The 19,775-nt window shown below is 65.1% G+C and carries 18 protein-coding genes; 8 read left to right on the top strand and 10 right to left on the bottom strand.

The window, feature by feature from the left end:
- Positions 1-137 precede the first annotated feature (137 nt).
- Positions 138-2,870 (bottom strand): bifunctional diguanylate cyclase/phosphodiesterase, encoded by a 2,733-nt coding sequence (locus ABIB80_RS25870; RefSeq protein ID WP_354128688.1) that lies wholly within the window; start codon positions 2,868-2,870, stop codon positions 138-140.
- 193 nt (positions 2,871-3,063) lie between these two features.
- On the opposite strand from ABIB80_RS25870, the gene ABIB80_RS25865 reads away from it, so the two are divergent.
- Positions 3,064-3,180 carry a Flp family type IVb pilin gene (locus ABIB80_RS25865; RefSeq protein ID WP_245286067.1) on the top strand — a complete coding sequence of 39 codons (117 nt, stop codon included), beginning with the start codon at positions 3,064-3,066 and terminating at the stop codon, positions 3,178-3,180.
- Here ABIB80_RS25865 and ABIB80_RS25860 read toward each other — a convergent pair.
- Both ABIB80_RS25860 and ABIB80_RS25855 read right to left on the bottom strand, forming a co-directional pair.
- Positions 3,161-4,417, bottom strand: coding sequence for an MFS transporter (locus tag ABIB80_RS25860; protein ID WP_007590594.1), 1,257 nt, complete (start codon positions 4,415-4,417; stop codon positions 3,161-3,163). The genes ABIB80_RS25865 and ABIB80_RS25860 overlap by 20 nt on opposite strands.
- A complete protein-coding gene (locus ABIB80_RS25855; RefSeq protein WP_007590595.1) occupies positions 4,414-5,829 on the bottom strand; it encodes an amidase in 1,416 nt (471 codons plus the stop codon). The genes ABIB80_RS25860 and ABIB80_RS25855 overlap by 4 nt, the downstream gene beginning before the upstream one ends.
- On the opposite strand from ABIB80_RS25855, the gene ABIB80_RS25850 reads away from it, so the two are divergent.
- The gene (locus ABIB80_RS25850) at positions 5,828-6,553 is read left to right on the top strand and encodes a CGNR zinc finger domain-containing protein (protein ID WP_354128687.1); all 726 of its coding nucleotides are present in this window, start codon (positions 5,828-5,830) and stop codon (positions 6,551-6,553) included. The genes ABIB80_RS25855 and ABIB80_RS25850 overlap by 2 nt on opposite strands.
- 11 nt (positions 6,554-6,564) lie before the next feature.
- Here ABIB80_RS25850 and moaC read toward each other — a convergent pair whose 3' ends face one another.
- From moaC to ABIB80_RS25830, 4 genes are read right to left on the bottom strand one after another with little or no spacing between them, the layout of a single operon-like run.
- Positions 6,565-7,077: a cyclic pyranopterin monophosphate synthase MoaC gene (gene moaC, locus ABIB80_RS25845; protein WP_007590598.1), complete on the bottom strand. Its 513-nt coding sequence runs from the start codon at positions 7,075-7,077 to the stop codon at positions 6,565-6,567.
- Positions 7,077-7,895 carry an indole-3-glycerol phosphate synthase TrpC gene (trpC, locus tag ABIB80_RS25840; RefSeq protein WP_007590599.1) on the bottom strand — a complete coding sequence of 273 codons (819 nt, stop codon included), beginning with the start codon at positions 7,893-7,895 and terminating at the stop codon, positions 7,077-7,079. The genes moaC and trpC overlap by 1 nt, the downstream gene beginning before the upstream one ends.
- Positions 7,896-7,902: 7 nt before the next feature.
- Positions 7,903-8,916, bottom strand: a complete 1,014-nt coding sequence (trpD, locus tag ABIB80_RS25835; RefSeq protein ID WP_007590600.1) for an anthranilate phosphoribosyltransferase — start codon at positions 8,914-8,916, stop codon at positions 7,903-7,905.
- Positions 8,917-8,930: 14 nt separating this feature from the next.
- On the bottom strand, positions 8,931-10,829 hold the full coding sequence (locus ABIB80_RS25830) for a peptidylprolyl isomerase (RefSeq protein ID WP_354128686.1): 1,899 nt from the start codon (positions 10,827-10,829) through the stop codon (positions 8,931-8,933).
- A 223-nt stretch (positions 10,830-11,052) separates the two neighbouring features.
- Between ABIB80_RS25830 and tpiA the strand changes: the two genes are divergently transcribed.
- The 3 genes from tpiA to pyrG all read left to right on the top strand — a co-directional run bounded on the left by tpiA (position 11,053) and on the right by pyrG (position 14,133).
- Positions 11,053-11,808, top strand: coding sequence for a triose-phosphate isomerase (tpiA, locus tag ABIB80_RS25825; protein ID WP_007590602.1), 756 nt, complete (start codon positions 11,053-11,055; stop codon positions 11,806-11,808).
- 140 nt (positions 11,809-11,948) lie between these two features.
- The gene (secG, locus tag ABIB80_RS25820; protein WP_007590603.1) at positions 11,949-12,335 is read left to right on the top strand and encodes a preprotein translocase subunit SecG; all 387 of its coding nucleotides are present in this window, start codon (positions 11,949-11,951) and stop codon (positions 12,333-12,335) included.
- Between the two features lie 166 nt (positions 12,336-12,501).
- Complete coding sequence (pyrG, locus tag ABIB80_RS25815) at positions 12,502-14,133, top strand: CTP synthase (protein ID WP_007590604.1); 1,632 nt, start codon at positions 12,502-12,504, stop codon at positions 14,131-14,133.
- A gap of 5 nt (positions 14,134-14,138) precedes the next feature.
- Here the strand turns inward: pyrG and ABIB80_RS25810 are convergent, their stop codons facing one another.
- The 3 genes from ABIB80_RS25810 to ABIB80_RS25800 all read right to left on the bottom strand — a co-directional run bounded on the left by ABIB80_RS25810 (position 14,139) and on the right by ABIB80_RS25800 (position 16,952).
- Positions 14,139-14,801, bottom strand: a complete 663-nt coding sequence (locus tag ABIB80_RS25810) for a class I SAM-dependent methyltransferase (RefSeq protein ID WP_219682174.1) — start codon at positions 14,799-14,801, stop codon at positions 14,139-14,141.
- 103 nt (positions 14,802-14,904) lie between these two features.
- Positions 14,905-16,281 (bottom strand): sensor histidine kinase, encoded by a 1,377-nt coding sequence (locus ABIB80_RS25805; protein WP_354128685.1) that lies wholly within the window; start codon positions 16,279-16,281, stop codon positions 14,905-14,907.
- Positions 16,278-16,952 (bottom strand): response regulator transcription factor, encoded by a 675-nt coding sequence (locus tag ABIB80_RS25800; protein WP_007590606.1) that lies wholly within the window; start codon positions 16,950-16,952, stop codon positions 16,278-16,280. Before ABIB80_RS25800 ends, ABIB80_RS25805 begins: the two co-directional genes overlap by 4 nt.
- Positions 16,953-17,149: 197 nt before the next feature.
- On the opposite strand from ABIB80_RS25800, the gene ABIB80_RS25795 reads away from it, so the two are divergent.
- From ABIB80_RS25795 to ABIB80_RS25785, 3 genes are all read left to right on the top strand, one after another.
- Positions 17,150-17,476, top strand: a complete 327-nt coding sequence (locus ABIB80_RS25795; protein ID WP_007590607.1) for an NIPSNAP family protein — start codon at positions 17,150-17,152, stop codon at positions 17,474-17,476.
- Between the two features lie 125 nt (positions 17,477-17,601).
- Complete coding sequence (gene kdsA, locus ABIB80_RS25790; RefSeq protein WP_035992609.1) at positions 17,602-18,465, top strand: 3-deoxy-8-phosphooctulonate synthase; 864 nt, start codon at positions 17,602-17,604, stop codon at positions 18,463-18,465.
- Positions 18,465-19,673 carry an MFS transporter gene (locus tag ABIB80_RS25785; RefSeq protein ID WP_007590609.1) on the top strand — a complete coding sequence of 403 codons (1,209 nt, stop codon included), beginning with the start codon at positions 18,465-18,467 and terminating at the stop codon, positions 19,671-19,673. Before kdsA ends, ABIB80_RS25785 begins: the two co-directional genes overlap by 1 nt.
- Positions 19,674-19,775 lie beyond the last annotated feature (102 nt).

The raw sequence follows: 19,775 nt of genomic DNA, 5'->3' as shown, positions 1-19,775 counted from the left end.
CAGGGGTTTGGCGGGGCATTGCCGATATATAGACCGAATGGTCTTTAATTTCTAGGGGCGCCACCGCCGTTTGGCCGTCCGCCGATGTTTCTGCTTGGCCTCCCGAGCCGACAATTGCGCCTGTGTGAGTCCAGGCCCTAGCTTGCCTCCCGGCGGCGGCCTTCGTTGCCGCCGCGCTGGGCGAGACGGCTGCGATGAGCTGCGAACAGCTCCAGCACTTTGTCGGCGGGTTTTGCGGCGCTGAACAGATAGCCCTGCATCTCGGAGCAGCCGAGCGCGCGCAGCAACCGCTGCTGCTCCTCGGTCTCGACACCCTCGGCCGTGGTGGTCATGCGGCGGGCAGCCGCGAGATTGACGACCGCCTGCACGATGCTGGAGGAGCCGTCGGGGCCGGCGATGTCGTTGACGAAGCAGCGGTCGATCTTGATCTTGTCGAACGGGAAGCGGTGCAGATAGCTCAGCGAGGAGTAGCCGGTGCCGAAATCGTCGAGCGCGATGCGGACGCCGATGGCGCGGAGTTGATGCAGGATCGCAAGCGCGGTGTCGTCGTCGCGGATCAGCACCGCCTCGGTGATCTCAATCTCGAGCCGGCTTGCCGGCAAATTGGAGGCGGCAAGCGCTGCCATGATCTTCAGCGCCAGCGTGCCGCTCTTGAACTGCACCGGCGAGACGTTGACGGCGAGGCGGACGTCGTCGGGCCAGTTCGCTGCGTCCCGGCAGGCGGTCACCAGCACCCATTCGCCGATCTCGTTGATCAGGCCGGTGTCCTCGGCGATCGGGATGAACTCGGCCGGCGAGACCATGCCGCGTTCGGGATGGCGCCAGCGCACCAGCGCCTCGCAGCCGGTGATGCGGTCGTCCTTCAGGCTGAGGCAAGGCTGGTAATACACCTCGAGGCCGCCTTCGAGCCCGCCTTGGGCGATGGCGTGGCGCAGGTCGATCTCGAGCTGCCGCCGCTCGTGGATCTTGGCGTCCATCTCAGGCTCGAAAAAGCGATAAGTGCGGCGCCCGGCGGCTTTAGCGGCGTACATCGCCATATCCGCGTTCTTCAGGATCTGGTCCAGCGCCGTTCCATGTTGCGGCGCCAGCGCGATGCCGATGCTGGCGTCGGTGGCAAGATGATGTCCCATGCAGTCGAACGGCGCGCGGATGGCCTCAAACACCCGCGCGACGAGCTCGTTGACCTGATCCAGCGATGTCACCGCGCTCTGGATGATGGCAAATTCGTCGCCGCCGAGGCGCGCCACGAAGTCTGTCGGACCCGCACACCGGTGGAGGCTCTGCGCGACTGACTTCAGGAGCTCGTCGCCGATGAGATGCCCGAGCGCGTCGTTGACGCCCTTGAACTCGTCGATATCGATGTAGTGCACCGCGAGTTGTTCGCCCCCGGCGACGAGATCGAGTTCCTGACGTAGATGCTCGTGGAACATGGTGCGGTTGGGCAGGTCGGTCAGCGCGTCGTAGTGAGCGAGATGGGTGATGCGCTCCTCGATACGCCGGCGCTCCGTGATGTCCTCATGCGTCGCGACCCAGCCGCCGTCCGTGAGCGGTTCGTTGACGATCTGGATCGAGCGACCGTCGGAGGTCTCGACTACCATGGAATTGCGCACGTGGACGTCGCGCAGGACCCGTGCGACATACTGGTCCACATCGCCGGTGAACGAGCCGGTGGCTCTGCGGTGCGCAATGATATCGTGGAAGCTGCAGCCGGGTCTCACGATTTCGGACGACAGCCCGTACATCTCGATGTAGCGCTGATTGCAGATCACGAGCTGCTGCGATGCGTCGAACAGCAGCAGGCCCTGGGTCATGTTGTTGACGGCGCGGTCGAGACGCTGCTTTTCCAGCGTCAGCCGTTCCCGCGAAAGACGATGCTGCTCCAGGAGCTTGCGTATGATCGCGATCAGCACGCCCGCGATGGCGAGCGCGGAAGAGGCGGCGACCGAGATCAGGATGCCGATCTGCTCGCGCCAGTCCGTCAGGGCCGTCGCGCGCGTCGTGGTGGCCATCATCAGGATCGGGAAGTGAGGCAGGGCGTGTGAGGAAATCAGCCGGTCCTCGCCGTCGACGGGGCTCATGAAGCGGCCGGCAAAATGGTCGAGCCCGAAAACCCTTTGATGCGCGAACGGACCGTTCTTGAAATTCCGCCCCATCAATTCGCTGGAATGGGGATAACGGGCGAGCATCGTGCCGTCCCGGTGCAGCATCGAGATCGTCGTGCTTTCGCCGAGCACGGCGGACTCGAAGAACTTTTCGAAATTTGCCGGCTCGATGCCGCGTCCGACCGCACCCAAGAATTCGCCGTTCGGTCCGACGACCTTGCGCACGATCAGCATGGTCCAGGCGCCGGAGATGCGACTGTAGAGTGGCTCGATCAGGACGTCGGGAGCATCGGGATCGTACCGGAAGGTGCGAAAATAGGCGCGATCGGCAACGTTCACGTTCGGGGCCGGCCATGCCGTCGACGAATTGATCAAATTGCCTTCGGCATCGATGATATTGAGGCCGCCTATGTGGGGTAGTGCATCGATCTTCGAGCGCAGCATCCGGTGGAGGTCCTGGCCGGCGAGGCGCTTGCGATAGTCCGCCGCACTGGTGATGCCGCTCGCGCGGACGTAGTCGACGAAATCCTTCTGGATGACTGCGAAATCCTGCAATTGCTGGTCGAAATGATGGGCCAGCATCAGCACGGTGTTTTCCAGCTCGCGGCCGGAGCTGCGCAGCGCACGTTCGCGGAAATTCTGCGCCATCAGGGTCGCGCCGACCGCGATCGCAGCGATCAGCAGCGTGCCGCCCACCACCAGCCAGCGGATCGGTCCGCTGCGCACGAAGGCCTGGTCAAAAAGGCGACTGCCGAATCCCGTCATCATGATCGATCGTTGTGGTGCACACGTCAGGGTCAATTCTTGGCCCCGGGAACATCCGTCGGTTTACGGGAACGGAGTGGAGGCGAAGTTAGCAAGCTGGGTTAATGCGCCGTGAACGGACGCTCGCAAAAGCAATCAATATGCGGGACGCGAGACGTGCAGCATTGTCGGAAGCTTCCGCGCGGCCGGACAATTTCTGCCGACCATCGCGCTGATCGCCGCCGGCATCGCGCTTGCGATCATTGCCGTGGTGAACGGCCTGGGCAGCAAGCTCAATTCAAAATTCGGGGCGATCAGCGCGTCGTTGCGCTGATCGGCCGGGTTTCGCTGCGCGCCAGTATCGCCAACACGATCAGTGCCGCGACGATGTTCGCGGCGGCGCTGATCAGGATCGGCAAAGTATAGCTGTGATTGAGGTCGTAGGCGAAGCCGGCCGCACTCGGACCAACCAATGTCCCGAACGCCACGCTGGTGTAGAGAATGCCGATGATTCCGCTGACGTTGCGTCCGCCAAAATAGTCCATGACCACGGCGGGCAGCACCGCGACCCAGCCGCCGTAGAACACGCCGTAAATGAAGGCAAAAGCGGCGAGGGTCCGGACATCAGCGGCAATGGCCCAGATCGCCATCGCGAACGCCATTCCGATCATGACCATGATCAGAGAGCGATCGCGGCCCATCCGGTCGGCGATCGCGCCGAGAAAGAAGCGACCAGCGGTGCTGCCGGCCCCGATCACGCCCAGCAGCAGCACGGCAGAGGACGCCGCGACACCGTGGTCGCGCGCGTAAGGCACGAGATGAACGAATGGAACGAAGGCGCCGAACGAGCAGACCAGACACGATGCGTAAAGGGCGACAAAACGCGTCGACCGGACCGCCTCGCGCACCGAGGCGCCGCCGGCGTTGACCGTGTCCGCCGCGTCGCAAGGCGGATCGCCGTCGGGCCGGAGGCCGCGGTCCTTCGGATCGTTCTCGATGAGCATCGACATCCCGCCGCCCAGCACCAGCGCAATCGCGCCCAGCGCCAGATAGGCGCCGCGCCAGCCCATCGATGCGATCAGCAAGGAGGCGAGCGGCGGCATTGCCAGCGTGCCGAGCCCGATGCCGCTCACCGCGAGCCCAGAGGCAAAGCCGCGGCGCTTGACGAACCAGCGTTGCACCGCGCCGATTGCCGGAACATAGGCGCAGCCGACGCCGAGGCCGACACCGAGCCCGTAGGCGAGATAGACCTCCACGAGGGAACGTGCAGCGCTCGCGGCCGCAAGTCCAACCGCCATTAGGACCATGCCCGCTACGGCCAGTGGACGCGAACCGAGCCGGTCGGCGAGGGGACCGCTGACGAGTCCGAGAGCGAAGTACAGAAAGCCGGCAATCGAGAACACCAGCGAGATTGAACCACGGGAGGCGCCGAAATCGCGCTGGAGCGGCTCCAGAAATGCGCTGAAGGTGTAGACAGAACCAAAGCCGACGAACATCACGGCAAATGCCGCCGCGACCACGAACCAGCCGTGGAAAATGCTTCGACCTACGGGATTGAATGGAATGGTCAATGCTGCCTCCGCGAGGTGAGGGAAGGATGGCGACGATGCCACGACGTGACACGCTGGAATGCAGCGCCAGCGCGAACCAGCGTGGCCTCGTCGAGATGGGCGGCGACAAGCTGGAACGCGATCGGCAGTCCGTCCGCCGATGCACCACCTGGTAGCGTGATCGTGGGATGACCGGTCATGTCGAACGGGCAGGTGTAGCGCTGCAGCTTCGCGATCAGATCCGGCTGCTCGCCGAGCGTCCGGATCATGGCCAGCGTCAACGGCGCGAAAGGGTGGACCGGGATCAGCAGCAGGTCGATGGTCTCGAACAGTGCTGTCACCTGGCCGCGCAGTGCCAGCCGCCGCAGCAGGATCTTCTGATAATCGAGACCGGAGAGCGCGCGACCAGCCTCGAGCAGCGAGCCGAGGATTGGGCCATACTCATTCTTGCGGACAGGATAGGTCGCCTCGTGCGCGACCGCAGCTTCCACCGCACAATTAGGGGTCCAGTCGGCGATCGCCTGTTCTACGTCGGGAAATCTGACGTTGACGGTGTGGGCGCCAAGCGCACGAAAAGCATCGATGGCATCCGCCAACACGTGCTGTGTCGCAACGTCCACGTCCTCGCCGTTCCAGGCAGCGTCGACACCGATCCGCAGGCCCCGCACGTCCCGTGCGGCCGCGGCAAGATAGTCAGGCACCGGATTGAGCAGCGACGTCGGGTCGTTCGGGTCGTGTCCGGCGATGACCCCAAGCAGTACGCCGGCATCGACCGCGCTGCGGCCGATCGGTCCGATATGGTCGAGCGTCGCGGCCAGCTCGAACGTGCCGTGGCGGCTGACGCGGCCCCAGCTCGGCTTCAGCCCGGTCAGGCCGTTGGCGGCGCAGGGCCAGCGGATCGAGCCACCGGTGTCGGAGCCAAGTGAGCCGAAGCAAAGTCCGGCGGCCGTCGCGACCGCCGAGCCGCTGGACGAGATACCCGGCCAGTAATCCGGATTCCATGGATTTCTCGGTGGCGTCACCAGCGGGTGGTGATCGGAATAGGCGCCCTCGGTGAGCTGCAACTTGCCGAGCACCACACCGCCTGCATCCCTGATCCTGCGCGTGACGGTCGCATCTTCACCAGGACGGAAATCGCGATGAAGCGTGGTGCCGGCCGCCGTCGGAATGCCCTTGGTCCAAAACAGATCCTTCAGCGCAATCGGCACGCCATGCAGGGGGCCCCGATACTGGCCATTTGCGATCTCAGCGTCCGCGGCCTTCGCCTCGGCGATAGCCGTTTCCGGCATCACGTGAACGTAGCTGCCGAGTTCATGGTCCAGGGCGTCGATACGGTCGAGTTGCGCGCGCGTCACCTCCAACGCGGAGATTTCGCGCGCCTCGAGGCGTGCAGCAAGCTCGATGAGTTCGAGATAGTGCGGGGCTTCGGCCATGGCGTTCTCCATTTTGTCATCGCAACCTCGCTCGATTTCGATGAGATGCAGACACCTGTATAATAAATATACTGGTGTCTGTTGCTGTCAACCGGTAAATATGTTTTACTGGTGTTCCAATTCTCCGGGTATTCCGATGTCGAAAGAGTCACGCAAGTTCCAGGTTCCCGACGCGTTGGCGAACATCTACGATTTCGCCAACACGCTCGATGTTCGCCACTTCTCGCATTTCGGGGTGGAGCACCCGCAGAGCGACGAACTTGCCGGGATGAAGCAGCTCGCGGACTGGATGCAGGAGCGCGGCCTCGGCGGCGGGCGCATCACGCCCGCAATGTTCGCGACCGCGCTGCGGCTGCGCGAAGCGCTACGCGCCTATCTGCAATGCGAGCCGGCCGAGCGGCGCCGGAACAAGGAGGTTCTCGGCGCGCTCGGTGACGCGCTCGCGGCGTTTCCGTTGCGGGTGGAGGCGCGGGTTGGCTGCGGCGCAGTATTATCGGCGATACGCGACGATGCGCTCGCCGGCCTGTCGGCTATCGCCATCGAGTTGCACAACGCAACGCTTGTGGGAACGTTGGACCGGCTGAAGATGTGCGCCTCTGAGGAATGCCGGCGGGTGTTCTTCGATCGGTCGAAGCCATCGACGCGGCGGTGGTGCATGTCGACTCTGTGCGGCAATCGGATGAAGACGCGTGCCTATCGCGAGCGGCAGCGCGAGGCGAAATAGATTAGCCGCAATCAGACGCGGTAATGGCCGGACTTGCCGCCGAGCTTCTCGACCAGATGGATGCCTTCGATGCGCACGCCGCGTTCCACCGCCTTGATCATGTCGTAGATGGTGAGGCAGGCGACCGAGACGGCGGTGAGCGCTTCCATCTCGACGCCGGTCGGTCCCGTGACCTTCACGCTGGCGCGGACGAGGCAGCCCGGCAGCTTTGCGTCGGGCTCGATTTCGACCGTCACCTTCGACAGCGCGAGCGGATGGCAGAGCGGGATCAGCTCCGCGGTGCGCTTGGCGGCCATGATGCCGGCGATGCGGGCGGTGCCGAGCACGTCGCCCTTCTTGGCGTTGCCGGACACGATCAGGTCAAGCGTCGCCCTGGTCATGACGACGCGTCCTTCCGCGACCGCGAGCCGCTCGCTCGCGGGCTTGTCCGACACGTCAACCATCCGCGCCTCGCCGGAAGCGCCGATATGGGTGAGGGCAGGGCCGGTCTTGGTCGGTTTGGCCTTTGCGGGCTGACGCGCCATCAGTTCGTGCCTGTGGCGCGCGCGGTCTCGCGCGCCAGCAGTGTGCGCGTCGCAGCGGTAACGTCGGCTTGCCGCATCAGGCTCTCGCCGACCAGGAAGGTCGACATGCCGACGCGCTCGAGCCGGGCGAGATCGGCGGGCGTGAAGATACCGCTCTCGCCGACCATCAGCCGATCCCCGGGTATGAGCGGAGCCAATGTTTCGCTGGTCGCAAGCGTGGTTTCGAAGGTGCGCAAATTGCGATTGTTGACGCCGATCATCGGCGAACGCAGCTTCAGCGCGCGGTCAAGCTCGGCGCGGTCGTGGATCTCGATCAGTACGTCCATGCCATAGGCGATGGCGGCGTCCTCGAGCTCTTTGGCCGTGGCATCACCGAGCGCCGCCATGATGATCAGGATGCAGTCGGCGCCGTGCGCGCGGGCCTCCGCCACCTGATAAGTGTCGAACATGAAATCCTTGCGCAGCACCGGCAGTGACGTTGCCGCGCGGCCCGCCACCATGAAGTCGAGATGGCCCTGGAACGAGGGCGTGTCCGTCAGCACCGACAGGCAGGCAGCGCCCCCGGCCTCATAGGCCCTGGCAAGCAACGGCGGATCGAAATCGGCGCGGATCAGGCCCTTTGACGGCGAGGCCTTCTTCACCTCCGCGATCAGCGCGAAGTCGCCATTGGCGTGCTTGGCCCTGATCGCGCGCAGGAAGCCGCGCGGTGCTGGTTGCGCCCTGGCCTTCGCCTCCACCGCCGACAGCGGCTGCGCGCGCTTGGCCGCAGCGATTTCCTCGCGCTTGTAGGCTTCGATCTTGGTCAAGATGTCCGACATGTCAGGCTCAGTCGTTAGAGACCGCGATCAGATGTTTCAGCCGCGCGCGCGCCGCTCCGCTGTCGAGTGATTTTGCGCCGATCACGACACCTTCCTTGAGATCCCTGGCACGCCCGGCCACGACCAATGCGGCAGCGGCGTTGATCAGCGCGACGTCACGGTAGGGGCTCGGCTTGCCGTCGAGCACGCCCTGCAAGGCGATAGCGTTGGCGTCGGCGTCGCCGCCTTTGAGTGCACCGGCCTCGCAGCGCGGCAGGCCCGCGTCCTCCGGTGTCACCTCGAAATTCCGGATCTCGCCATTGTGGAGCGCGGAGACGAAGGTCGGACCGGTGAGGGTGATCTCGTCGAGGCCATCGGAACCGTGCACGACCCAGGCGGATTCGGAGCCGAGGTTCTTGAGCACTTGCGCCAGCGGCTGCACCCATTGCCGGGAGAACACGCCGACCATCTGCCGCTTCACGCCGGCTGGGTTGGTCAGCGGCCCGAGCAGATTGAAAATCGTGCGCGTGGCAAGCTCCACCCGGGTCGGGCCGACGTTCTTCATGGCGGGATGATGGGCGGGGGCGAACATGAAGCCGATGCCGCATTCGCGCACGCAGCGACCGACCTGCTCGGGCCTCAGATCGATCTTCACCCCGAGCGAGGCCAGCACGTCGGCGGTGCCCGAGCGCGACGACAGCGCGCGGTTGCCGTGCTTGGCGACCGGCAGGCCTGTGCCCGAGACGATGAAGGAGGCACAGGTCGAGACGTTGACCGAGCCGGAGCCGTCGCCGCCGGTGCCGACGATGTCGACGGCCTCGGGCGGTGCCGCCACGGTCAGCATCTTGGAGCGCATTGCCATGACCGCGCCGGTGATCTCGTCGACGGTCTCGCCGCGCACCCGCAGCGCCATCAAGAGGCCGCCCATCTGCGAAGGCGTGGCTTCGCCGGACATCAGGGCGTCGAAGGCGGACGCCGCTTCGTCACGCGACAGGCTGGCGCCGGTCGCCACTTTTCCAATGATCGATTTCAGGTCGTCCATCGCGTGCTTTCAACTCACTGGTTCGCGCCGGTCACCTGCGCGAAGGCGGCCTGATTAATGGTGGTCCCGATGTCGGTTTCAAGCTTGTTGACGTAGGAAGCGACCTGCTCCTCGGTCTGCGCGCGGTCGAGAGTGTCCTTCAGCTTCTTGATCGCCTCGGACCCGGCATCGACCGTGGGATCGATGATCTCAGTGACGCGGAACACGATCACCTCGGTGCCGCCGGTCACTGCCGTCTGCCCGACGCCGTCCTTGCCGACGCGGAAGGCGGCCGACACGACGGTTGCGGGCACGCTGGCGGGCGAGTCGTCGCGCTTGAAGCCGCTGGCGGTCTCGACCTTGGCGCCGATCGCGACTGCTTCGTCGGCGAGCTTGCCGCCTGATTCGAGCTTCTGCACGATCTCGGTCGCCTTGGCCTTCAGCTTGGTCGCGATCTGGTCCTGGCGCCAGCGCGCCTCGACCTGGTCGCGAACCTCGTCGAGATTGCGGTCGCGCGACGGCGTGATGGCAAGCACGTCGTACCAGACATAGCCGCCCTTGAACGAGATCGAGTCGTTGTCGACGCCGACATCGGTGTTGAAGGCCTGCGACACCACGTCGAGGCCCTGCGGAATGCCGGAGACCGGCTGGCCGCTCGGGGCGCGGCCGGAACGGTCGACGGCGTCGATCGTCACGGCAGTGAGGCCTAGCTTCTGCGCCGCGTCGATCACGCTGGCACCGCCGCCGCGCTCGTCTTCCATCTTGTCGCGAAGATCGGCGACCTTGACGCGCGCGCGCTCGGTGGCGATCTCGCGCTTGATGTCGGCGGCAACGCTCGCGTAATTCGCCTCCACGCCCGGCTCGATCTTTTCGACCTTGACGATCGACGTGCCGAGACGGCCCTGGATGGGCTGGCTGATTTCACCGGCGGGAAGCGCGAAGACAGCGTCTCCAACTGCGGGATCGAGCGAGGATTTGGTCACGAGCCCGAGATCGACGTCGGACGCGCTCAGTCCGCGCTCCTTGCCGAGGTCCTCGAACGACGTCCCGCTGGTGAGCCGCTCGCGTGCGGCCTGCGCCTCGGCGGCGTTGGGAAATACGATCTGCTGGATCTGGCGCTTCTCCGGCGTGCCGAGCCGATCCTTGCGCTGCTCGAACGCTTTCTTGGCGTCCTCGTCCGACACCTCGCTCCACTTGCCGATCTCCTCCGGCGAGACCACGACGAACGCGATCTTGCGATATTCGGGCGCGCGGAACTGGACCTTGTGATCCTCGAAATAGGCGGCGAGCGCCTCGGGCGATGGCGCGTCGATGGTGCCTGCCTGGGCTGCGTCGAGCCTGACGAATTCAATGGCGCGCTGCTCGTTCTGGAAGCGCGTCAGCACGTCGAGCATCGCCTTCGGCGGCTCGATACCGGCACCGATTGTGCCGGTGATCTGCCGACGCAGCGAGACCTTGCGCTGCTCGGAGACGTAGCGCTGCTCGGTGTAGCCGAAATTGCGGATCACGGACTGGAAGCGGTTCGGATCGAAGTTGCCGCCGACGCCCTTGAAGTTCGGGTCGTTCATGATGAGCTGGCGGATCTGGTCGTCCGACTGGCCGAGCCCGAGCCGGCGCGCCTCTTCGTCGAGGGCGGCCTCCGCGATCGTCTGCTGGAGCACCTGACGGTCGAGGCCGAAGGCGCGCGCCTGTTCAGGCGACAGCGGCCGGCCGAACTGGCGGCTGATCTGCTGGAGGCGATCGGTGTAAATCTGGCGGAACTCGTTCAGGGAAATCTCGGTGCCGCCGACCTTGGCCACGGTGGATTGCCCAAAACCCTTGAAGATGTCGGCAATGCCCCAAACGCCGAAACTGATGATCAGCACGCCCATCACAACGGCCATAATGGTCTTGCCGAGCCAGTTTGATGAGGCCTTGCGCATTCCTCGAAGCATTTGGTCCAACTTGTTTGGCAGGAGGGGAACGGGAGCGCGTCTTAATGCAGATTCCGCAAAAGCGCGTCACCAAATTGATCAATCATCATAAAGTGGTGGCTTTCCCCCCGCAACCTCGGGTCTAGCAGGCTTTCGATCCCTGCGGTCAAAAGCCCCTGGTCTCTGGAACTGCCACGGGACCTCTGCTAGCGCATGAACAAACCGAAATTTGCTGGAATTTGACATGACCGATGCCATCCGCCCCCTGATCGCCGGCAACTGGAAAATGAACGGCCTGAAGGCCTCGACTGCCGAATTCGACGCCATGCTCAATGGCGCGGCAGAGGTGGCCGGCAAAGCCGACCTGCTGGTTTGCCCGCCGGCGACCCTGATCGCTGCCTTTGCCGAGAAGGCACGCGGCAAGAAGGTCGCGGTGGGGGCCCAGGATTGCCACCCCAAGGCCTCCGGCGCCCATACCGGCGATATCGCCGCCGAAATGCTGGCGGATTCGGGTGCGACCGCGATCATCGTCGGCCATTCCGAGCGCCGCGCCGACCATGGCGAGGGCGATGCCTTGATCCGGCAGAAGGCTGAGGCCGCCTGGCGCGCCGGGGTGACTGCCATCGTCTGCATCGGCGAGACGCAGGGCCAGCGCGATGCGGGCCAGACCCTCGATATCCTGCGCGGTCAGCTCAACGGCTCGCTGCCGGATGGCTCGACTGCCGCCAATCTGGTCGTGGCCTATGAGCCGGTCTGGGCGATCGGCACTGGCCTGACCCCGACCTCGGGGGATGTCGAGCAGATTCATGGCTTTATCCGGGAATTCCTGACCTCCCGGTTCAAGGCCGACGGCGCCGGGATGCGCATCCTCTATGGCGGCTCGGTCAAGCCGTCGAACGCGGCGGAGCTGATGGCCGTGAAGAACGTCAATGGCGCACTGGTCGGCGGAGCCAGCCTGAAGGCGGCCGATTTCCTTGCGATTGCGCAGGGCTGTCCCTAGCTAACTCCAAACCTTAGGACCCGGCGGATCGGGGGTGGCAATGCCCCCTCCGATCGTGTAACACCGCGCAACTTCAGGAAAACCCGCGAAGCACGATTGGCCGCCGTCTCGGCGCTGTCGGCTTGTGACGGAAGGACACTATGCAGACTGTTGTCATCGTCATTCACCTCATGATCGTCACCGTCATGATCGGCGCCGTCCTGCTCCAGAAGTCGGAAGGCGGGGGCCTCGGCATGGGAGGTGGCGCAGGCTTCATGTCGAGCCGCGGCACCGCGAACCTTTTGACGCGGACCACCGCAATTTTGGCCGTTGGCTTCTTCCTCACCAGCCTGTTCCTGTCCTGGTATGCCGGCTACGACCGCAAGCCGTCGTCGATCATCGGCGCGCCGGCGTCGCAGACCCAGCCGGCCGGTGGCGGACCAATCGCTCCGCCGACCTCGGGCGGCATCCTGGATTCGCTGAAGAAGGCCGACGAGCAGCAGCAGGCTCCGGCACCGAGCGGCCCGCAGGTACCGCGTTCGCAATAAAGCAGGGGGGCCATGCAGGGCGGCTTCTACCGTCCTGCATCAACAATCCCCATCAAGGCTCTGTCACCACTCTTAGTTCTGGCTCACCCACAGCCCCGCAAAATGTTTGGGGCGGAATACGAATCGCTTTGGCGAATCGAATTCGAGGGATTAGAGGTTAAGCCCCATGGCGCGGTACATATTCATCACCGGCGGCGTGGTTTCTTCGCTCGGCAAGGGTCTGGCTTCAGCGGCACTCGGTGCCCTGTTGCAAGCCCGGGGCTACAAGGTCCGCCTCCGCAAGCTCGACCCCTATCTCAACCTCGATCCCGGAACGATGTCGCCGTATCAGCACGGCGAAGTGTTCGTGACCGATGACGGCGCGGAGACCGACCTCGATCTCGGTCACTATGAGCGCTTCACCGGGCGCCCGGCGACCAAGGCCGACAACATCACGACCGGGCGCATCTACCAGGACATCATCTCCAAGGAGCGGCGCGGCGATTATCTCGGCGCGACCATCCAGGTGGTTCCGCACGTCACCAACGCCATCAAGGATTTCGTCCTCGACGGCAACGACGATTACGACTTCGTGCTGGTCGAGATCGGTGGCACCGTCGGCGATATCGAGGGCCTGCCGTTCTTCGAGGCGATCCGCCAGCTCAAGAACGAGCTGCCGCGCGATCACGCCATCTACATTCATCTGACGCTGCTGCCTTACATCCCGAGCGCCGGTGAGCTGAAGACAAAGCCGACGCAGCACTCCGTCAAGGAGCTGCGCTCGATCGGCATCCAGCCGGACATCCTGCTCTGCCGTACCGATCGCGAGATCCCGAAGGAGGAACGGCGCAAGCTCGGGCTGTTCTGTAACGTGCGCGAGAGCGCCGTCATCGAGGCGCGCGACGCCGACAGCATCTACGCTGTCCCTCAGGCTTACCACGCCGCAGGCCTCGACGACGAAGTGCTTGCCGCCTTCGGCATCGGCTCGCGGATTCCGCCGGAGCTGCGGAGCTGGCAGCAGATCAACGAGCGCATCCGCAATCCCGAGGGCAACGTCACCATCGCCATCGTCGGCAAATATACCGGCATGAAGGATGCGTACAAGTCGCTGATCGAGGCGCTCTCGCATGGCGGCATCGCCAACAAGGTGAAGGTAAATCTCGACTGGATCGAAAGCGAGATCTTCGAGAAGGAAGATCCCGCGCCGTTCCTCGAGCACGTCAACGGCATTCTGGTGCCCGGCGGCTTCGGCCAGCGGGGCGCCGAAGGCAAGATCCGAGCGGCCCAGTTCGCGCGCGAGCGCGACGTGCCGTATTTCGGCATCTGCTTCGGCATGCAGATGGCGGTGATCGAGGCAGCTCGGAATCTCGTCGGGATCGAGGAGGCCAACTCCACCGAGTTCGGCCCGACCAAGGAGCCCCTGGTCGGCCTGATGACGGAATGGCTGCGCGGCAACGAGCTCGAGAAGCGCACCAACGCCGGCGATCTCGGCGGCACGATGCGCTTGGGCGCCTATCCGGCGGCGCTCAATCGCGGCAGCCGCGTCTCGGAGGTCTACGGCGGCGCGACCGAGATTTCCGAGCGCCACCGCCATCGCTACGAGGTCAACACCGCCTACAAGGATCGCCTCGAGCAGCACGGGCTGAAATTCTCGGGCCTGTCGCCCGACGGCGTGCTGCCGGAGATCGTCGAGTACGAGGATCACCCCTGGTTCATCGGCGTCCAGTTCCATCCCGAACTGAAGTCGCGCCCCTTCGAGCCGCATCCGCTGTTCGCGTCGTTCATTCGTGCGGCGATGGTGCAGAGCCGCCTGGTGTAAGCGGCTCAGGGCGTGGCGGTGCAGTCACGTGCGAGAAGCATCGGCTCCGGCGCAGCCGGCATTGACGTATCAGGCGCAAGCGATCCCGTGACGAGCTTCATCTGCGGTCGTCGCGTCAGCTTGTAGACGGCGGCCGGCGGCACGTTCAGCAGGGCACGATCCACCAGCTTTGCGCGCAAGCCTAGCCGGTCGAGCACGGGCCGCGGGATCGGGCAACTCATGCCGTAGGTGAACTGGTAGAACGCGCCGCCGGGGCGGACATGACTGAACGCGCCACCGACGATCGAGACGACCTTGCGCGTCGACATGTTGAGCAGCGGCAGGCCGCTCACGACCGCGCCGACGGGTGCGCCGTCATAGAGGCGTTCCGCTGCCAGCCGCCCCGCATCCATCCACAAGACGCGCGCGTTGGGGAAACGCATCTGTAGCAGCTTCATGAAGTCGGAGCCGTATTCGACCAGCGTGAGGTCCTGCTGGCGCACGCCGCGTTTGAGCAGCTTGTAGGTGAACGCGCCGGTGCCGGGGCCGAGCTCGAGAACAGGGCCGGTCGATGCGGTGATCTCGCGGGTGATGAGATCGGCCAGCGCCGCGCCTGACGGCGCGATCGCGCCGACGCGACGCGGGGCTGACATCCATGACAGGAAGAACGAGAGGAAATCGTTGGGCATGCGCACTCCGGCATCTTGGTTGCGCCTCGCAGGTCAGAGGTGAGGCGGCCGAACAATCGCTTGCGTGCATTGCGACAGCATTGCGTGCCGCGTGCCGATTGCGTCAATTCTCCCGGACTGGCGGCAGTGAAATCCTGAAGCACGCGCCGCCGATCGCTCCGTCCGCGACCGAGATGTGGCCGCCATGCAGGAGCACGATCTCGCGCACCATGTTGAGGCCGAGGCCGGCACCGCGATCGAGCGGTGTCAGCCGGTAGAACGGCTCGAATATCTGTTCGCGCTGATCGGCCGGAATGCCGACGCCTTCGTCCGTGACCTCGATGCTCGCGGGCCTAGTGACACGAATGCCGATGGTGCCGCGGCGAGGGCCGTGCTGGATCGCATTCTGCACGAGGTTGGTCAGCGCGCGCTCCAGCGCCGCCGCATCGCCGATCGTTTCGACCGGCGTGGAGGGGGCATCGAGCGCCAGCTCGTAGCCGGCGGCAATGGCCAGCGGCGCGAGATCTGCGGCCGCACTTTGCGCGATTGCGACGAGGTCGATGCGCGTGAAGGGATGACCGCAGCGGTCGAGGCGCTGAATGTCGAGCAGTTGCTCGGCAAGCGTAGCCAGCCGCGCGGAATCCTCCAGCAACCGGGTCTTCTCCGGCCCCGCCGGAAGCGACTCCAGCCGCGTGTTCAGGATTGCAATTGGCGTGCGCAACTCGTGTGCGGCATCGGCGACGAAGCGCTTGTGGCGGGCATAGCCCTGGTCTAGCCGCGCCAGCGCGTCGTTGACCGCGGTCACGAGCGACATGACCTCCAGCGGAATCCGGTCCAGCGACAGCCGCGCGCCGCGTTGATGGATGTCGATGCGCCGCGCCTGGTCGGCCGTCGCATCGATCCCCCTAAAGGCGCGCCGCACGATCATCGGCGTCGCGATGAACGTCGCCGTTCCCATGAGGAGCAGGCCGGGCAGGGCGACGCCGAGCAATGCAAGCGACGTCATGAACAACGCCTTGGCGCCGGTGAGCTTGCCTTGCGTCGCCGTGATGATTTGCACATTGCCGGCGTCGGTGTCGACCCGCTTCAGCCGCGCCGGGGGCTTGCGCGGATCGTCCTCGAACAGCTGCCAGCCGAGCCGCGCCTGGCTGATCTGGTCGAGACTGCTGCCGATGGCGGCGAACTCGGACGGCACGGCGCCTTCGCTGAGCGAACGTCCCTGCCTGTCGCGGACCAGGAACCAGAGATCGGGAGTCTCGCTGCGCAACTGTTTCAGCTCGGTCGTCGACCGCAGGACCAGGTCGCCTTGCGCGTCGCGCGCGAGCGCGCGCTGGACGATTTCGATCACGCGATCTTCGTCGCGCCCGGCGATCGCGAACCCCGACGCGCTCAACGCCCCGACGATGACGGCAACGAGCGCCGTGAGCAGCACCGCCTGGAGCGACAGCAGGCGCCAGCTCAGCCGCGAGCGCAGGCAATAGGGATCGTGGTGCTTGCTCATGGCAGCTTCTTCAGCAGATAGCCGACGCCGCGGATGCCGTGGATCTCCACGCGCGCATCGGCTTCCGAGAGTTTGCGGCGCAGTCGCGACACGTGTGTATCGAGCGCATTCGACTGGATCTCGTCGTCGAAACTGTAGACGGCTTCTTCCAGCGCCGAGCGCAGCACGGTTCGGCCCATGCGGCGGACCAGGGCTTCCAGCACGAGGAGCTCGCGTCGCGGCAGCTCGAGGGGAGCCCCGTCGATGCTTGCCTCGCGATGGCCGAAATCGAAAGCGAGGCGGCCGGCGTGCATGATGTCGGGCTGCATCCCGGCGGGCCGGCGCAGCACGGCGCGCAGCCGCGCCAGTAATTCCTCCACCGCGAACGGCTTTGACAGATAATCATCCGCCCCGCAGTCCAGTCCGGCGACACGATCGGCGAGTTCGCCGCGCGCCGTCAACACGATGATCGGCACGCCGTCGGCGCGCGCCCGCAGTTTCGGGATCAGGGTGAGACCGTCGCCATCGGGAAGCTGGCGATCGAGCAGGACGGCGGCGTGGACGTCGGCAGAAATGGCCTCTTCCGCCTCCGCGAGCGTGGGGGCGTGGTCCACCACCATGTCGTAGCGCTTCAGCGCCGACGCCAGCGCGTCCGCCATTTCGGCCTCGTCCTCGACGAGCAAAATCCGCATGATCCGCACCTCAACCTCAATCGCGCCAATCTAGCGGCCGTATCATTGCGGCAGCATTGCGGGAACCGGCTGCGGGACGGGGACTTTGAGCGGACCCTAGCCATGCGCGGAACGCCACCGGGGGCGGCCGAGCGGGCCTCAAGACACCGTCAGGGCCAGCCGTTATAACCCCCGGACCTGATCAGGGAGGAACAAGAATGATTTATGAAATGCGCATCTATCGCTGCGTGCCCGGGCGCCTGCCGGCGCTGCTCAAGCGGTTCGAGACCGTCACGCTGAAGGTGTGGGAAAAGCACGGCATCAGGCAGGCCGGGTTTTTCACGACCCTGATCGGTGAATCCAACCAGGAGCTGACCTATTTCCTGGCCTGGGAGTCGCTCGCCGAGCGCGAGAAGAAGTGGGCCGCCTTCATGACCGATCCGGACTGGATGAAAGGGCGCGCCGAGAGCGAGGCGGACGGGCAGATTGTCGGCAATATTGTCAGCCAGATCCTGGCGCCGACCGCCTTCTCGGCGGTGAAGTAGAGGCGGCCGGCGCTCGGGCGTCGCCGGGAGCCTGGGCGCAACCCTGATATTCTGGGAGCCTAGGCCGAATGGGGTTGATCCGCCCTTCATCGCGGCTATGGTCGCGCCGAAACGAGGGATTTGCCTTGAGCTCTTCGACGTCAGCGGCGCCGGTCGTCACCATTGGCAAGGTCAAATTCGGCAATGATCTGCCGATCTCGATCATTGCCGGGCCGTGTCAGCTCGAAAGCCGCCAGCATGCGCTGGAGGTGGCCTCCGCACTGAAGGAGATCGCCGCGCGACTGCAGATCGGCCTCGTCTACAAGACCTCATTCGACAAGGCCAATCGCACCAGCGCGTCGGCTGCGCGTGGCCTCGGGCTTGCCCAGTCGCTGCCGATCTTCGCCGAAATCCGATCGTCGCTCGGCCTGCCGGTCCTGACTGACGTGCACGACGCCGCGCAGTGCGCCGAGGTGGCGCAAGCGGTGGACATCCTGCAGATCCCGGCCTTCCTGTGTCGCCAGACCGATCTGCTGCTGGCGACCGCCGCAACCGGCAAGGTCGTCAACGTCAAGAAGGGCCAGTTTCTCGCGCCCTGGGACATGGCCAATGTCGTGTCCAAGATCACGAGCGCGAACAATCCCAACGTGCTCGTGACCGAACGTGGTGCGTCCTTCGGCTACAACACGCTGGTCTCCGACATGCGCGCCTTGCCGATCCTGGCGCGCACCACCGGCGCACCCGTGATCTTCGATGCCACTCATTCGGTGCAACAGCCGGGCGGGAAGGGGACGTCTTCCGGAGGCGAGCGCGAATTCGTGCCGGTGCTCGCGCGCGCAGCCGTCGCTGTCGGTGTTGCCGGTGTCTTCATCGAGACTCATCCCGACCCCGACAGCGCGCCGTCCGACGGACCCAACATGGTGCCGCTGCGCGAGTTCGAAGGGCTGATCCGAAGGCTGATGGCGTTCGACACGCTCGCCAAGGATTCGACCAAAGCCGACCCGCGCTGATGCAGCAAGGCGAGGCGCGGGCGCACGATCACGGCCTGCCGGCCGCGCTCTACGTCATCTCCGGTGCAAGCTTTGCCGCGGCGCTCTCCGCGCGCGCGCTCGATCCGGTGCTGCCGCACGTCGCCGAGGATTTTGGCGTCAGTATCGCGACGGCTGCGGGCTTTGCCGCGGTGTTCGCCTTCACCTTCTCGATCATCCAGCCGATCGTCGGTGCCGCCGCCGATCTGTTCGGCAAGACGCGGCTGATGATCGGCTGCCTCGCGCTGCTCGGCCTTGCCAATATCCTGGGGGCGCTCTCGAGCTCGTTCTCTGTTCTGTTCGCAACCCGTATCCTCGCCGGCATCGGCTCGGGCGGCGTGTTTCCGGTGGCGCTCAGCCTGACCAGCGATCTCGTCGGTCCGGAGAAACGCCAGGTCGCGATCAGCCGCACGCTCGCCGGCGCGATGACCGGCAATCTCCTCGGCGCCTCGGCCTCCGGGCTGATCGGCGACTTCCTCGGTTGGCGCGGCGTGCTGGCGGTGCTCGGCGCGCTCGTGATCGTTGCGTCGATCGCGGTTGCCGCCGGCTTTCGTGGCGCCAAGGTCAAGCATCCGCCGAAGACGAGCCTGTCGGCGCTGAAAGCGGGCTATCGCACCATCTTCACCAATCCAAATGCTTACGTGTGCTATTCGGCCGTGTTCGTCGAAGGCTGTTGCGTGCTCGGCCTGTTTCCCTACATCGCTTCGTTCCTGTTCGAGCTCGGTCAGACCTCGTTCTCGATCGCGGGCATGGTCATCGCGGGCTTTGCGGTCGGCGGCTTGTTCTACACACTGACTGTGTCGCGCCTGCTGCCATGGCTGGGCATGAAGGGCATGATGATCGCGGGCATGACGCTGGTCGCTTCGCAGCTCGTTGTCGTCGCCTTCGGCCCGCGCTGGGAAGTGCAGGCGCTCAATCTCGTCGTGATGGGATGGGGCTTCTACATCGCCCATGGCTGCCTTCAGATGTTTGCCAGCGAACTCTCGGTCGAGGCACGCGCGACCGCGCTGTCGCTGCATTCGTTCTTCTTCTTCATGGGGCAGACGGTCGGGCCGCTCGCCTATGGCCTTGGCCTGCAGCATGGCGGCAAGATGCCGACCCTGTTCGCGAGCGCCGCCATCATGGTGGCGCTCGGTTTCGTGTGCGCGCGGCTGTTGAAGCAGCGGGCGCCGGCGGATGCGCGGACCTGACGGAAGTAGTCGTCCGTGAACAAGGCTCTAAGCGATTGAGCAGGAGTCAGTTTTCCGGTTGCGGCGGCATTTGAGATTGCAGGGATTGGGGGCTTGAGGCCC

This window comes from Bradyrhizobium sp. i1.15.2 (genome assembly GCF_040548425.1).
In the GTDB taxonomy this organism is placed as follows: domain Bacteria; phylum Pseudomonadota; class Alphaproteobacteria; order Rhizobiales; family Xanthobacteraceae; genus Bradyrhizobium; species Bradyrhizobium canariense.
The sequence above is the reverse complement of the archived record's forward strand: the minus strand, read 5'-3'. Positions and strand labels throughout refer to the sequence as shown.

Coding starts and splice junctions, on each gene's coding strand:
- ABIB80_RS25870 (WP_354128688.1), bottom strand. CDS start 2,870: ATGATGACGGGATTCGGCAGTCGCCTTTTTGACCAGGCCTTCGTGCGC.
- ABIB80_RS25850 (WP_354128687.1), top strand. CDS start 5,828: ATGGCGTTCTCCATTTTGTCATCGCAACCTCGCTCGATTTCGATGAGA.
- ABIB80_RS25855 (WP_007590595.1), bottom strand. CDS start 5,829: ATGGCCGAAGCCCCGCACTATCTCGAACTCATCGAGCTTGCTGCACGC.
- moaC (WP_007590598.1), bottom strand. CDS start 7,077: ATGGCGCGTCAGCCCGCAAAGGCCAAACCGACCAAGACCGGCCCTGCC.
- trpC (WP_007590599.1), bottom strand. CDS start 7,895: ATGTCGGACATCTTGACCAAGATCGAAGCCTACAAGCGCGAGGAAATC.
- trpD (WP_007590600.1), bottom strand. CDS start 8,916: ATGGACGACCTGAAATCGATCATTGGAAAAGTGGCGACCGGCGCCAGC.
- ABIB80_RS25830 (WP_354128686.1), bottom strand. CDS start 10,829: ATGCTTCGAGGAATGCGCAAGGCCTCATCAAACTGGCTCGGCAAGACC.
- tpiA (WP_007590602.1), top strand. CDS start 11,053: ATGACCGATGCCATCCGCCCCCTGATCGCCGGCAACTGGAAAATGAAC.
- secG (WP_007590603.1), top strand. CDS start 11,949: ATGCAGACTGTTGTCATCGTCATTCACCTCATGATCGTCACCGTCATG.
- pyrG (WP_007590604.1), top strand. CDS start 12,502: ATGGCGCGGTACATATTCATCACCGGCGGCGTGGTTTCTTCGCTCGGC.
- ABIB80_RS25810 (WP_219682174.1), bottom strand. CDS start 14,801: ATGCCCAACGATTTCCTCTCGTTCTTCCTGTCATGGATGTCAGCCCCG.
- ABIB80_RS25805 (WP_354128685.1), bottom strand. CDS start 16,281: ATGAGCAAGCACCACGATCCCTATTGCCTGCGCTCGCGGCTGAGCTGG.
- ABIB80_RS25800 (WP_007590606.1), bottom strand. CDS start 16,952: ATGCGGATTTTGCTCGTCGAGGACGAGGCCGAAATGGCGGACGCGCTG.
- ABIB80_RS25795 (WP_007590607.1), top strand. CDS start 17,150: ATGATTTATGAAATGCGCATCTATCGCTGCGTGCCCGGGCGCCTGCCG.
- ABIB80_RS25785 (WP_007590609.1), top strand. CDS start 18,465: ATGCAGCAAGGCGAGGCGCGGGCGCACGATCACGGCCTGCCGGCCGCG.